This is a genomic window from Hymenobacter segetis (assembly GCF_054776495.1).
Genome location: NZ_BAAHBV010000002.1, coordinates 1279731 through 1293555, shown reverse-complemented (window position 1 = coordinate 1293555; position 13825 = coordinate 1279731). Strand labels below are relative to the sequence as shown.

Here is a 13825-nt window from a genome sequence, read left to right as displayed (position 1 = left end):
CCCGCCCGGAAGGTTGCAGTTAGGTACTGAGTGAATGAGGGAATGGCTGAATGAGCGAATGTTTAGTGGTCATTCACCCATTCAGCCATTCCCTCATTCACTCAATCATTACTTCGTTACCAGCTTGCTCACTTCGGCCTCGTTCACTTTCACGGGGCGGGCGGCGCGCATCTGGGCAATCCATTCTTTTTCTAGGTAGGTCTGGTAGTCCGACGTGGCCTGGCCACGAGCTTCAGCCAGGGTTTTGGGGCCGGCGGGCAGCGTGCGGTCGATGGTGACAGCGTAGTAGCGGCCATCCTTCTGCACGTTGTAGGTGCCGGGGCCTTTGGTCATCAGTTCGTCCATCACCTTGTTGTCGCCTTTCTGGAACACCTTCTGGGTGATTTGCACCGACAGCGGGTTCTGGTCGTTCATCTCCGACTCGATAGCAACCGGATTACCGCTGAATAGCGCCACCTGCGCCGCAGTGGTCGTGCCTGGCGTGGCCTGTACCGCTTTGCGAATGCGGCTGGCGGCCACGCCCCGGCGGCGGAGCTGGCGCACCGTCGAATCGGCGCGGGCGCTGGCCAGGCTGGCCTTTTCACCCTTCTTCACGCGGCCGGTGATGGTCACCTGCATGGTGGTGTCCTGGACCATGCGCTTGCTGATGTCATCCAGCGTCATGTTTCCTACTTTGCTTAGCGTGGTGCCAAAGTTGAAGGCCACGCCCTGGGGCACGTTGCGGGTGAGCGGGAAGCGGCCGGTTTTCATTTCCTTCTGCACGCGGGCCAGTAGGGCGGGGGTGGCGGCGCTTACTACGGTGCCCTGCACGCGCTGGTCCCACTGGTACTTGGCCTGGTTGTCGGCGAAGTATTTTTTCAGGCCCACGGTGTCCTCAATGGCCTTGCTCCACACCTTCTCGTCCATCAATTGGAAGAGCAGGATGCCGTCGCGGTACTCCTTCACCAGCATGCGGTAGTCCTCATACTTGGTGTCGAGGCTGTTTTTTTCGAAGTCGGTCAGGCTTTGCTCCACGTACTGGTCGTAGAGCTGCTGCATAGCAAAAGCCGGCTGCGCGCCCGTGCGGGGGCGCTGGTTTTGCTGCACGTAGGCCAGGAAATCCTTCACCAGATAAGGCTTGCCCTTGATGCTGAACAGGGTCGAGTTATCATTGGCAGTGCCTTTGGCGGCCTTCATCGTAGCAGCCGGAGCCGTGTACTTGAAGCGGCCGGCCACCAGCGCCGTATCGGCTTTGGCGAAAGCGTAAGTCTTAGCCGAAGCCACTTCTGAGAACTGGTCTTCCTGGCGCACGCGCTTCAGGAAAGCGGCTTTGTTGAGCTCCGAGCGGGAATCCTTGGCCACTTTGCTTTTCAGGCTGGGCTCCATGTCGGCGAACTTGGCCAGGGGCTGGCGCTCAATCAGCTTGATGATGTGCCAGCCGTAGGGCGTCTGAACCGGGGGAGCGAGGTCGCCGGGCTTTTGCAGCTTGAAGGCGGCATCCTCGAACGAGGGAATCATGCGGCCGGTGCCGAAGGGCGGCAGCTCGCCGCCATTGGCAGCCGAGCCGGCATCTTCCGAAAACTGGGCCACGAGCTTGTCCCAGTTCTCGCCCTTTTTCAGGCGGCTGTAGAGCTCGTCGATTTTCTTCTTGGCGGTGAGCGAGTCGGCCTTGGCGGCGTTGGCGTTCATGCGAATCATGAGGTGAGCCACCTTGATTTCGCCCTGCGCCGTGCGCTTGTCATTCACCTTAATAATGTGGTAGCCGAAGCGCGTGCGAATGGGCTGCGACACCTGCCCCACAGGCGTTTTGTAGGCCGCCGACTCAAACGGGTACACCATCTGCATGGCCGTGAAGTAGCCCAGCTTGCCGCCGTTCTCCTTCGCCGAAGGGTCTTCGCTGTTGGCGCGGGCCAGCTGGCCGAAATCGGTGCCGGACAGGGCCTGCTGGCGCAGCTTCTCAATCTTCTGATATGCCGTTAGCGTGTCCTGCGGTGTGGCATCGGGGGCCACGCGCACGAGGATGTGCGAGGCGTTCACCTCCTGGCTCATGCGGTCGTAGGCCTCGCGCACCAGCTGGTCGGTCACGCTCTTCTCGGTGAGGTAGGGCTGGGCCAGCTGCTGGCGGTAGCCCTCCAACTCGCGCTTGAAGGCCTGCGTGGTGTCGAGGCCCTTCTGCTCGGCTTCCAGCACTTTCAGGCGGAAGTTGGTGTAGAGGTCCAGGTAGTCGCTCACGCTCTGGCGGGTGCCATAGTCGGGGGCCGAGCTGTTGTTTTTCCGGTAGACGTAGGCAAACTCATTGGCTGGCACCGGGTACGTGCCCAGCGTTTCGACGGCCGGGCCGGTAGCAGTAGAACCCGTGGTAGCCGATGCGGCCGGTTTGGAAGTTTGGCAACCAGCCAGCAGCGTGACAACGGCCGCGCCGGCGTACAAAATGCGTTTATGCATAGGAAAAGTTAGAAGACAAAAGCGCTAAGCGAGTAGTAAGTAGCGGCGCGGGCATAAAATTACCGGTGCGAAATTAACTAATTTCCGGGGGGAATGGCGCAAGTTCTTCGCCGGATGAGCCGGATAAAAAAAAGACCGTCGTGTGGGGCACAACGGTCTCAAAAATAAGGTCTGAAAGTGTGGCTCAGGCCAGGTGCTTGCTGAGGTGGCACACGGTATGGTTGCCGCGTGTGAAAAACTCCACGCGGTCCATAAGTCGGTTCACCAGCGTCATGCCCATGCCGCCTTTGCGGCCCTGCTGGATATAGGCGTGGAAATCGGGACTGGTCGTGGGGCCAGGCAGGAAGATGGTGTCGCCGTTGTCGGCAATCTCCACGTTCAGGTCGTGCTGGTCAAAAGCCAGGGTGAGGTCCAGAAACTGGGTTTCGTCCTCGCCATTGGCGTGGATGATGAAGTTAGCCACTACCTCATCTACGGCCAGCACCACTTGGTTTACCGTCACTTCGGAAAGCGGCCGGGTGTTGAGGTAATTCCGCACGAAGTCGCGCACCTGTTGCAGGTGGGCACGCGAGCAGGCAATGCGGAGGGCAGACTTCATCAGTGAATGAGTGAATGAGTGAATGAGTAGGGTGAGCAGAAGGGTAAAGAATCGTCTAAGCAGTCAATTCTTTACTCATTCACTCATTCACTCATTTACTCATTGAAAACTAGGCGGCTTCGGCTTCGGCGAGGCTTGGAACGATGGTCATCAGCGCATCCAGGCCCAGGATTTCAAATACGTTGAACACTTTCTCCTGCATGTTGAAGAAAACCAGCTTCACGTTGGCATCCTGAAAGCGCTGGAGGTGCGAGATGAAAACTCCTAGGCCAGCCGAAGAAATGTAGCTTAGTTTGGCGCAGTCAATCAGGACTTTGCGGTAATTGAGGATGTCGGGTTTAGCCAGCTCAGTGTCAAGAACGATGGCGGAGCTGGCATCCAGCTCACCATCGAGCAACAGGGTAAGGGTATCAGCGGAGGGTTGTGCGGTAACTTTCATAATGAGGGCGATACGTCAGGCCTACGGCAGGGGTTGGGCCGACTTGAATTTAATCACGAGCAGGGTCTGGTCGTCGTGGATGGGGAAGCCGTGGGTAAAGCTGTTGAGGTCGTCGAGAATGAAGTTTTTAATGTCCTCAGCCTCCTGAAAATAACTTTCCTCCAGGCGCAGTTTGAGGCGGTCTTCGCCATATTCGTCGGTGCCGGAGCCGCCGCGTGCCTCCACAATGCCATCGGTGTAAATCACCATCACATCGCCGGGGCTGTAGTCGTAGAACTGGTTTTTGATGTGCTTCTCGTAGCTCTCGTTGCGGATGATGCCGAGGCCGAGGCCGGCGGAATCGAAGTAAAAAACCTCCTCGCGCAGGGCGTGATAATAGAGGGTATGGCAATGCCCGGCGCGGGCAAATACAAAACCACCCTGCTCATAGTCAATGATGTAGAGCGAGGAAGTGATGAACGACGACTTTTCCAGACAGTGGATGAGGGCGGTATTGGCCTGGGCCATAAACTTGCTAGGCACCGGGAATTTGTCGCGCTCGTTTTTGGCCAGCGGGTTTTCCTGCATCAGCGAGTGGAAAATCCCCTTCATCTGGGCCATGTGGAAGGCGGCAGTGACGCCCTTGCCGCTCACGTCGCCGATGATGACGGCCAGGCGCCGGCCCGGCAGGTGCAGGAAATCGTAGAAATCGCCGCCCACTTCCTTGGCCGCCAGCGAGTGCGAGCTGATTTCGAACCAGTTATCAGTCGGCAGGTTTTTCGGAATGAGGCTGTCCTGAACCTGCGAGGCAATTTTTAGCTCCTCCTGAGTGCGCTGGTTGGCCAGCGAAGTGCGCATCAGCTCCAGGTTTTCGATGCTGAGCACGGCCTGGCCGGTGAAGGTCTGGAGAATGCTAAGGTCTTCGCGGTTAAAAGTATTGGGCTCTGCTTTCAGCAAATACAGCGTGCCATAATTGAAGTGCAGGCCGTGCAGCGGCAGTTGAATGAGCGAGCGAAATGCCTGCGAGGTGCCCAGAAAGGCGGAATGCCGGTTCAGGTCGTTGGTCATGTACTCGCCCTCTACGGCGGGGTGGGCGCGGAGACCCTTGCGCAGGATATCGGCCTGCTCAGGCGTGAGGTTGTAGTACTGGGTAGCGTTGGTGTCGTCAGTGCCGGTGTGGTTGGGGTCGAGGTCAATCCAGGCAGCATCGGCCCGCACTGTTTCCACAGCCGACTCCAGCAACACACTATATACCTCGGTAGAGGTCTGGCCCCGCTGGACAATCTGGGCCAGGCGTTGTAAACTCAGCATTTCGCTCTCGCGGAGTGCGGCAGGGATTACATTGCTGGACGCAACTGGTGCTCGGAAAAATAGCTTGAACAGCACCGCAAGGGTGCCCAGGTCGGCCAGCAACAGTAACCAGATGGCCCACGACGCCGTCCCGGTGCCGCCGTCAGTCAGCAAGTTGCCAACGGCCAGCGCTCCGCTTAGCAGCGCTAATAGAAAACCAATGTACAGTAACGGATGACGCACAGACAGAACCTAGGAATAACACAAGCACACCAGCCCGCCGCGCCGTAGCCGACGCTCAACCGGCGTGCAAGATACAATCGGCTATCCGAAAAGGCTCCATCCGATATAAGGCATAAAAAATGGGCAATGCCGGCCGTAACCAGCATTGCCCATTGTGATTCAGCGCGCTACTTGGCCTTTGGCAAAGTAGCTGCCTGGCTAGCGGCTCGAATAATTCGGTGCCTCGCGGGTAATCTGCACGTCGTGCGGGTGCGACTCGCGCAGGCCGGCCCCGGTGATGCGCACGAACTGCGCCGCCTGCAGGGCTTCGATGTTGGCCGCGCCCACGTAGCCCATGCCGGCCCGCAGGCCGCCCGCCAGCTGGTAAATGACCTCCGAAACATTGCCTTTGAAGGGCACGCGGCCCACAATGCCCTCGGGTACGAGTTTCTTCACGTCGTCCTCGGCATCCTGGAAGTACCGGTCCTTGCTGCCGTCTTCCATCGCCTCTACCGAGCCCATGCCACGGTAGGACTTGTACTTGCGGCCTTCGTAGATAATGAGGTCGCCGGGGGCTTCCTCGGTGCCGGCCAGCAGCGAGCCCACCATCACGGCTGCCGCGCCGCCGGCCAGGGCCTTCACGAGGTCGCCCGAGAATTTGATGCCACCGTCGGCTACCAGCGTCACGCCGGTACCTTCCAAGCCCTTGGCGGCTTCGAGTACGGCGGAGAGTTGCGGTACGCCAATGCCAGCGATGATGCGCGTGGTGCAGATGGAACCCGGGCCTACGCCCACTTTCACGCAGTCGGCCCCGGCATCGGCCAGGGCGCGGGCCCCGGCGGCGGTGGCCACGTTGCCGGCCATCACGTCCAGCTTGGGGTAGGCGGCTTTGATGGCGCGCACGGCATCCATCACGCCTTTGGAGTGGCCGTGGGCGGTGTCGAGGCTCACGATGTCCACGCCAGCTTCGACCAAAGCGGCCACGCGCTGAAGCAGGTCGGGTGTGACACCCACAGCGGCGCCCACGCGCAGGCGGCCGAGGTGGTCCTTGCTGGCGTGCGGCGAGCGGCGGCGCTTGCGAATGTCCTTATAAGTCATCAGGCCGGCGAGGCGGCCTTCGCTGTCAACCAGCGGTAGCTTGTCGACTTTGCTATCGGTGAGCAGGGCTTCGGCGGCGGCCTGGTCGATGCCGGCGGGGGCGGTGACGAGGCGGGAGAGGGGCACCATCACTGTGGTGACGGGCTGGCTCATGTCTTTCTCGAAGCGCAGGTCGCGGCTGGTGAGGATGCCTTCGAGGACGTGGCCGCCATTCACCACGGGAATGCCGCCGATGTTGTGCTTGCGCATGAGCTGGCGGGCGTCGGCCAGGGTGGCGGTGGGCGGCAGAGTGAAGGGGTCCTGAATCAGGGCCGACTCGCTGCGCTTCACGCGGCGCACCTGCTCGGCCTGGGCCTTGATGGACATATTCTTATGAATGATGCCCAGGCCGCCTTCCTGCGCCAGCGCAATGGCCATGTCCGACTCCGTAACGGTGTCCATGGCCGCCGAAATAAGCGGGGTTTGCAGCCGGATGTTGGGGGTGAGGCGGGTGCCGGTGTCGCAGTCGCGGGGCAAAACCTCGGAGTACGCTGGGAGCAGCAGTACGTCGTCGTAGGTGAGGGCCTCGAAGGCAATTTTGGGGGTTGCGGAATCCGCCATGGCAAAAGGGGTTGGGGGTTGGTGCCTTTTGCCAGTCAAAGGTACGGCGGGAAGTTGGGTTGGACGCCCGCCGTACCGATGAAGACCGGATTATTCTTTGGTGAATTTGCTGGTGCCCACCGCGCTGCCGGCCGTGAGGCGCGACAAGTACAGACCCGAAGCCAGGCGGCTCACGTCCACGTTCTGGCCGTTGCGCACGCGGGTGCGCAGCACGGCCCGGCCCCGCGCATCACTGATTTCGAGCAACGCGTCGCCGGCCAGATTGGCGGGCAGCGACACGCGCAACTCGCGGGCGGCAGGGTTAGGGTAGAGGCTCACGGCGAGGGTTTGGGACGGGCGCGTCGCCGTGGCCGTGGCAGGCGCGTACAGCCAGGAGTAGCCGGCCGGAAACTCGCGCTTCCAGAACCATTCGGCGTGCTGGCCGTCGGCGCGGGTGTTGAAGTTGAGGTTGGTGGCCGGCACGCCGCCGCTCTGGAGCGAATCGCGCAGGGCCTGCATCTGGGGCACCATGGTGGTGCTTTCGGTGGTGCCGCTCACGAAGTAGAAGCGGGTGTTGGGGTTGGCCGGGTGCTGGTGGGCGTAGGCCGCCAACTGCGGGTAGGCAAACCAATATGCAGGCGAAAACGAGGCCACTTTGCCAAACACCGAAGGCTCGCGCAGGGCCGCGTAGGTGGCAATGAGCCCGCCCATGCTGGAGCCGCCGATGCCGGTGTTGGCGCGGTCGGGCAGGGTGCGGTAGTTGGTATCGATGTAGGGCTTGAGGGTTTGCACCAGGAAATCAATGTACAAATCGCCTTGGCCGCCGCCGTAGGCCGGGTTGTTCCAAGGCGAGTATTCATCGAGGCGGTTGGCGCTGTTATCGATGGCCACCACGATGCAGCCGGTCGGGTCCTGGCCGTTGGCGGCCAACAGATTCAGGGCCTCGTCCACGCCCCACTCGCCGGCAAAGGAGGTGGCGGCGTCGAACACATTCTGGCCGTCCTGCATATAGAGTACGGGGTAGCGGCGGCCGCTGGTAGCATAGCCGGGCGGCAAATACAGCCACACGCGGCGGGTACGGCCCAGCTGCGGCATGGCGAACGTGGTCGAAATCACGCTCACGTTGGCTGCTGCCGTGGAGGTTGGACCGCCGCCGCCGGGGCCGGCGAGGTCTTCCCAGTTCAGCACCTGGCACAGCACGGTGGCCGCGCCGGTGCCAAAAGTGTAGGTGCGATTGGGCACCGAACCGTTCGAAGCATTGGTTTCGACGGCGGCCCAGGAGCCGCGCGTAAACTTGTATTCCATGGTGCCGGTGGCGGCGGGCAGCGTGATTTGGTAGCTGCCGTCGGCGTTGTGGGTGAGGGCGTGAGCCGTGCTGCCAGGATTCCAGCTATTGAAAGTGCCGGCGATGTAGAGCGTGGCGTTGGCCGGCGTGTTAGCCGGCACGGCCGTGATTTTAAAGGTGACCTGGGCTTGGGCGGTGAAGCCAATGAGCGCCAGTAGCAGCGAGAAAAGCTTTTTCATAGGAAGTGGGTGGGATTGGATGGAAGTGAAAAATCGGGCCGCGAAGGTACGACGGGGGGGACGCGGGTAGAAAGAACGTCATGCTGAGCGCAGTCGAAGCATGACGTTCTGAGTGACGCTTCAACAGCCGTCGGCAAACAATTCGCCTCTCCAACCCGTCTTAGCACCTACCATTTCAACGAATGACTCCTTATGTCTGATTCCACTGCCAAAACCTGGTTTATCACCGGGGCCTCGTCCGGCTTCGGCGAAGCCCTGGCCGACTACGTGCTCGAAAAAGGCGACCGCGTGGCCGCCACCTTCCGCAAGCCTGAACAGGCCGACGAATTCACCAAAAAAGCCGAAGGACGCACCCTCGGCCTGGTGTGCGACGTGACCGATGAGGCCACCGTCAAAACCGCCATTGCCGATGCAATTGCCAAATTCAACCAGCTCGATGTTATTGTAAACAACGCCGGCTACGGCTCGATGGGCAGTATTGAAGAAGTGCCTGCCGAGGAAGTGCAGCGCCAGTTCGACGTGAACGTGTTCGGTGCGCTTCACGTGTTGCGGGCCGTGCTACCGCAGTTGCGCAAGCAGCGTTCAGGCCACGTCCTCAACATCACCAGCATCGGCGGGCTGAAAACCTTTCCCGGCGTGGGCATTTATAATGCTTCGAAATTTGCCTTGGAGGCCATTGGCGAGAGCCTGAGCCAGCAGGTAGGGCCGCTTGGCATTAAGGTGACGAACATCGAGCCCAGCGGTTTTCGCACGAAGTGGGCGGGCGAGTCGGCCACCATCGCCGATACCAAAATTGATGATTACCAAGCCACGGTGGGCGAAAACCTGCGCGGCATCCAGGGCTACAGCGGCCGGCAGCCCGGCGACCCGGTGCGCGCCGCCAAAGCCATGTACGACGTGGTGCAGCTTGAAAACCCACCGCTGCATTTGCCGCTGGGCAAAGCGGCCGTGAAGGGCGCCCGCGAGAAGTTTGCCGGTATCGCCAAGGAACTGGAGCAATATGCCGCAGTGGGCGACGCAGCCGATTTCCCGGCTGGCGAATAATTCTTGATTTCTTAAACTGAAAAAGCCCCGGGCTGCTCAGAAATGAGCGGTTTTCGGGGCTTTTTCGGTAGCTAACGCCTGCGGCCCGGCGTATCTTCGCCCCATGTCTCTTTCTGCCAACGACTACGAAGCCACCTCCTGGGAAGACCTCCAACGGCTGCTTTTCCAGGATACCTGGGATGCGCGCATTGGGCGGTTCCGGTCGCCGTTTGTGTACCGGGGCGGCCGCTCGCGCCACTTTCAGCTCGAAACCAGTTTGCAGCGTCTCGGCGGCGAGTACCAGAATCTGGAGCATCACTTGCTGCGCAATTTCCGCAAGTACGCCCGCGAAACGGGTATGCCTGCCGCCGCCGCCAGCACCTGGGACTGGCTGGCCTTGGCCCAGCACCACGGCCTGCCCACCCGCCTGCTCGACTGGACGTACTCGCCCTACGTGGCCCTGCACTTCGCCACCGACGACATCGCGGCCTACCACGAAGACGGCATTATCTGGGCGCTGAACTACGTGAAGGCCGCCGAGCACCTGCCCCAGCGCCTGCGCCAGGCCCTGCAAGCCGAAGGCTCCAACGTCTTCACCTCCGAACTGCTGCTGCCCGTGAGCAGCAGCCTGCGCGAGCTTGAGGAATTACAGGCCGAGCCCTACGTGCTGTTTCTGGAACCGCCCAGCCTCGATGCACGCATCGTGCACCAGTACGCGTTATTTTCCCTGATGAGCACGGCCCAGAGCGTGCTGCACGACTGGCTGGCCGACCGCCCGGAGCTGTATTTCCGCATTATCATTCCGGCCCGCCTCAAGTGGGAAGTGCGCGATAAGCTCGACCAGGCCAACATCACCGAGCGGGTTCTGCTACCGGGCCTCGGTGGCCTCAGCCGCTGGCTGCACCGCCACTACTCGCCCCGGGCTGATGGTAAGAACTTCCTGGATGAGAACGAGATGCGCTAACGTTCGCGGCTAGTCCTGCCAGGGCCAGTGCCAGCGGAAGCGGTGCTCTTTGGCGCGGTCCCGCTGGGTATGGTCGTGGCCCACGACCTGCACGTCCCACACCAGGCCCACGGCCCGCAGGCCCGCCAGCAGGTACCAGCCCAAGTCGAGTTCGTACCATTCGGTGCTCATTTTGGCCGAGCTGGGGTGGGCGTGGTGGTTGTTGTGGAAGCCCTCGCCGAAGGAAAGCGCGCCCAGCACCCAGCTGTTGTAGCCGTGCTCGGTGGCATCGTCGATGTCGTAGCGGGCGTAGCCGTATTTGTGCGTCATGAAGCCCACAAACCAGTGCCCCAGCATGCTCACGCTGACCCGCACCGGCACACAGATTATCATGGCCTCAAACCCAAAAAAGACCCAGATGAAGCCAGCGAGGCCGATAACGTGCAGGTACCAGGTTTTTTCCAGGAAAACGAGCCAGGGGTCGTACAGGTCCTCGGCGGGAATGTGGTAGCGGCTGAGGTCGCCGGGAACTAGGTCGAAGTGCAGGTTCCAGTAGTAGTCGCGGGCCAGGGAGTGGTCGTAGCGGAAGTAGGGCGGGCAGTCGAGGCGGTTCTGCCAGTAGTCGCGGAAGTAATGCACCCGCAGCCAGGATATTGGCCCACCCAGCCCCGATAATACTGCCAGATAGGCCAGCACGCCCCGCGTAATCCGCCCGCACCGGTAGGCGTGGTGGATGATGCCCCGGTGCAGCCCAATAGAGTGCCCCAGCCCCACCGTGAGCACCACCAGCCCCGCCGAAGCCAGTCCGCGCGGCCCCGACCAGCTCGACCAGCCCCAGCCTAAGGCGGCCGCCAGCATCAGGTACAGCCAGGTGTTGTGGAGCCAGCCGGGCGTGAGCCGGTCGCCGGCAATAACCGGCGCTTCGGAAGGAGCGGTAGAAGCCATGTAACAGTGGAAAAGGCCTGATTTTCTACGAAGTTACATGGCCGCCGGCCAACGCGAAAATGGTTTTTGGAGCTGCCGCGCACGCTTCTGCCGTGCTGTTTTTTGGCCGGGCGGCCCGAGGTGCCTGCGGCCCGTTTACTGCCCCAGCCGCTTCTTCGTCAGCCTAGTCGGGATATGCTCCATCGGCTTATCGGGCCAGGGATGACGGGGGTAGCGGCCCTTCAAATCCTTGCGCACCTCGAAGTAGCCCTTCTCCCAGAAGCTGCGCAAATCGCGCGTTACCTGCGCCGGCCGGCCGCCGGGCGACAGCAGATGCAGCAGCAGCGGCACGCGGCCGGCCGCCACGGTGGGCGTTTCGGTGAGGCCGAAGAGCTCCTGCAACTTCACGGCCAGTACGGGGGCGGTGGGGTCGCTGTAATCCAGGGTAATGTGCGAGCCGCTGGGCACTTCCAGTGCGGCGGGGGCAAGGCGGTCCAACTCCTGGCGCTGGCTCCAGCCGCCGGGCAGGCGCGCCAGTAGCGGTTCGTAGAGGTCGAGGCGCTGCACCTGGTCGAGGGTTTTGAGGCCGGTGAGGTGCGGGCCGAGCCAGTCAGGTAACTCTCGGGCTAGTGTGGCATCATCGAAAGCCGGCCACGGTTCCGAAGATTCAGTCGCGGGGAAGTGCTGCCGTAGGAACTCCAGCCGCTGCTGTAGCTGGCGGGCGGCGGGCGTCCAGTTCAGCTTGCTCACGCCGGCTTCCTGCAAATAGTCGAGCAAGGCCCGCGCCACCAGCGCCGCATCGGGCTGGCCGATGATTTTTTCATCAAGCAGCAATGCCCCCAGGCGGCGCACGCGGCGGCCGGTCACGCGCTGGGTGGCGGCATCGTAGCGCACTTCGTCGGTGGTCGTAATCTGGTCGGCAAAGGCCAGCTCTAACTCGTCCTGCCCGAGCGGGGCAGCCAATGTAGCGCGCGGGGCCGAGGCCGTGCCCGCTAAGTGAGCCACCGCGAAAAACGTGGCCTGCGGGTCCACGTCGGTGGTGTTCAGGCTCACGCGTTGGCCAGTCACGAGGCGCAGGCGGTCGTGGGTTTCGCGCTGGGCCAGCCGGTCGGGGTAAGCCAGGGCGGTGAGCAAGCCAATGGGTGAATGAGTGATTGAGTGAATGGGTGAATTTGCCGATTTGCCCATGCGGCCGGTGAGGTTGCGGGCCACGTCGCGCACCCGTTGCAGCGTGGCGTGGTGCAGGGCCAGGCCGGGCAGGGGCGGACGGCCGCTGGCCAGTGCTTCGAGGCGCAGGCGCAGGTCGGGTGGGGCGGGGCGGGTGTCGGTGGGGGCAGCCCAGCGCAGCAGGTCGCGCTCGGCCAGCAGGGCGGCTAGTGAGGCGGCGGCGGGGCCGTGGCCCAGTTCCTGCCCGCGCACTACGAGGTGGCCCAGGCGCGGCGGCAGGCCCAGCGCAGCCAGCTGCCGGCCGTGCGGTGTGGGTTGTGCTCCCGATTTATGTTCAACCAAAGCTCCCAACCGCAGCAACAAATCAGTAGCCTGAGCAAACGCCGCAACCGGCGGCACGTCTAGCCAGCGCAGGCTAGTAGGTTCGGCCACGCCCCACAGGGCCAGCTCCAAGGCAAGACTGCTGAGGTCGGCGGTGTGGATTTCGGGTGGGCGGTGGGTCGGTAGGTTGTGGTGCTCGGCTTCGGTCCAGAGGCGGTAGCAGGTGCCGGGGGCGAGGCGGCCGGCGCGGCCCCGGCGCTGGTCGGCGGCGGCGCGGGCCACGGGCACGGTTTCGAGGGTAGTGAAGCCGGTGCGCGGCACAAAGCGCGGCACCCGCGCAAAGCCGCCGTCAATCACCACCCGCACGCCCTCGATGGTGAGGCTGGTTTCGGCAATGCTGGTGGCCAGAATGACCTTGCGCCGGCCGCCGCCCACCGGACGCAAGGCCGCATCCTGCGCTTCGAGCGGCAATTCGCCGTGCAGCAGGTGCAGGTCGACGTGGTCGGGCAGGGCATCCTGGAGCTTGCGGGCGCTGCGCTGCAAGTCGCCCACGCCGGGCAGGAAAACGAGGATGTCGCCTTCGGGGTGCGCGTTTAAAGCCGCCTTTACCTGCGCTGGCACCAGCTCGGCCAGCCGCTCATTGGGCTTGTTGGGCAGGGCCGAGGCCCGGCGTGGGTCGAGGTAGTGCGTGTCAATCGGAAACAGAAAACCGGCCGATGACACCACCGGCGCGGGCAGCCACTGGCCCAGTCGCTGCGCCTCCAGCGTGGCGCTCATGATGAGAATGCGCAGCTCGGGCCGCAGCACGGCCTGTGCATCCAGCGCCAGCGCCAGGCCCAAATCCGCATTCAAACTCCGCTCGTGAAACTCATCAAACACCACAGCCGCTATGCCTTCCAGCGCCGGGTCGTCCTGAATCATGCGCGTGAGAATGCCTTCGGTGATGACTTCCACGCGGGTTTCCTGGCTCACTTTGCTATCCAGCCGCACGCGGTAACCGATGGTGCGGCCCACGGGCTCGCCCAGCAGCTGGGCCAAGCGGGCGGCGGCCCCGCGCACGGCCAGCTGGCGCGGTTCCAGCACCAGGATTTTATCGTCGGGGTTGCGCCACTCGGCGGCCAGCAGCTCCAGCGGCACCACCGTGGTTTTGCCCGCGCCGGGCGGTGCCTCCAGCACCACGCGGCTGTGGGCAGCCAGGGCGGCCCGCAGTTCGGGCAGCGCCGCGATGATGGGCAGGCTGGGGAGGGGCGGCAGGACGAAGGCGTTGGGCATTGGGCCAAAATTACGGCCTGAA

At 62.6% G+C, this 13825-nt stretch carries 10 protein-coding genes; 2 read left to right on the top strand and 8 right to left on the bottom strand.

What is annotated here, in order from left to right:
- Positions 1–108 precede the first annotated feature (108 nt).
- The 6 genes from ACYU70_RS15870 to ACYU70_RS15845 all read right to left on the bottom strand — a co-directional run bounded on the left by ACYU70_RS15870 (position 109) and on the right by ACYU70_RS15845 (position 8153).
- Positions 109–2424: a peptidylprolyl isomerase gene (locus ACYU70_RS15870; protein WP_342295221.1), complete on the bottom strand. Its 2316-nt coding sequence runs from the start codon at positions 2422–2424 to the stop codon at positions 109–111.
- A gap of 184 nt (positions 2425–2608) precedes the next feature.
- Positions 2609–3022, bottom strand: coding sequence for an ATP-binding protein (locus ACYU70_RS15865; RefSeq protein WP_342295222.1), 414 nt, complete (start codon positions 3020–3022; stop codon positions 2609–2611).
- A 109-nt stretch (positions 3023–3131) separates the two neighbouring features.
- Positions 3132–3461 carry an STAS domain-containing protein gene (locus tag ACYU70_RS15860; RefSeq protein WP_342295223.1) on the bottom strand — a complete coding sequence of 110 codons (330 nt, stop codon included), beginning with the start codon at positions 3459–3461 and terminating at the stop codon, positions 3132–3134.
- 21 nt (positions 3462–3482) lie between these two features.
- Positions 3483–4973: a PP2C family protein-serine/threonine phosphatase gene (locus ACYU70_RS15855; protein ID WP_342295224.1), complete on the bottom strand. Its 1491-nt coding sequence runs from the start codon at positions 4971–4973 to the stop codon at positions 3483–3485.
- A gap of 198 nt (positions 4974–5171) precedes the next feature.
- The gene (gene guaB, locus ACYU70_RS15850) at positions 5172–6650 is read right to left on the bottom strand and encodes an IMP dehydrogenase (RefSeq protein ID WP_342295225.1); all 1479 of its coding nucleotides are present in this window, start codon (positions 6648–6650) and stop codon (positions 5172–5174) included.
- A gap of 90 nt (positions 6651–6740) precedes the next feature.
- Positions 6741–8153 carry an alpha/beta hydrolase-fold protein gene (locus ACYU70_RS15845; RefSeq protein ID WP_342295226.1) on the bottom strand — a complete coding sequence of 471 codons (1413 nt, stop codon included), beginning with the start codon at positions 8151–8153 and terminating at the stop codon, positions 6741–6743.
- Positions 8154–8345: 192 nt separating this feature from the next.
- Between ACYU70_RS15845 and ACYU70_RS15840 the strand changes: the two genes are divergently transcribed.
- Both ACYU70_RS15840 and ACYU70_RS15835 read left to right on the top strand, forming a co-directional pair.
- A complete protein-coding gene (locus ACYU70_RS15840) occupies positions 8346–9197 on the top strand; it encodes an oxidoreductase (RefSeq protein ID WP_342295227.1) in 852 nt (283 codons plus the stop codon).
- Positions 9198–9300: 103 nt separating this feature from the next.
- Positions 9301–10140 (top strand): FRG domain-containing protein, encoded by an 840-nt coding sequence (locus tag ACYU70_RS15835; RefSeq protein ID WP_342295228.1) that lies wholly within the window; start codon positions 9301–9303, stop codon positions 10138–10140.
- A 9-nt stretch (positions 10141–10149) separates the two neighbouring features.
- Here the strand turns inward: ACYU70_RS15835 and ACYU70_RS15830 are convergent, their stop codons facing one another.
- Both ACYU70_RS15830 and hrpB read right to left on the bottom strand, forming a co-directional pair.
- Positions 10150–11064 (bottom strand): fatty acid desaturase, encoded by a 915-nt coding sequence (locus ACYU70_RS15830; protein ID WP_342295229.1) that lies wholly within the window; start codon positions 11062–11064, stop codon positions 10150–10152.
- Positions 11065–11199: 135 nt separating this feature from the next.
- Entirely contained in the window at positions 11200–13803 is a 2604-nt protein-coding gene (gene hrpB, locus ACYU70_RS15825) for an ATP-dependent helicase HrpB (protein WP_342295230.1), read from the bottom strand.
- Between the last annotated feature and the right edge of the window lie 22 nt (positions 13804–13825).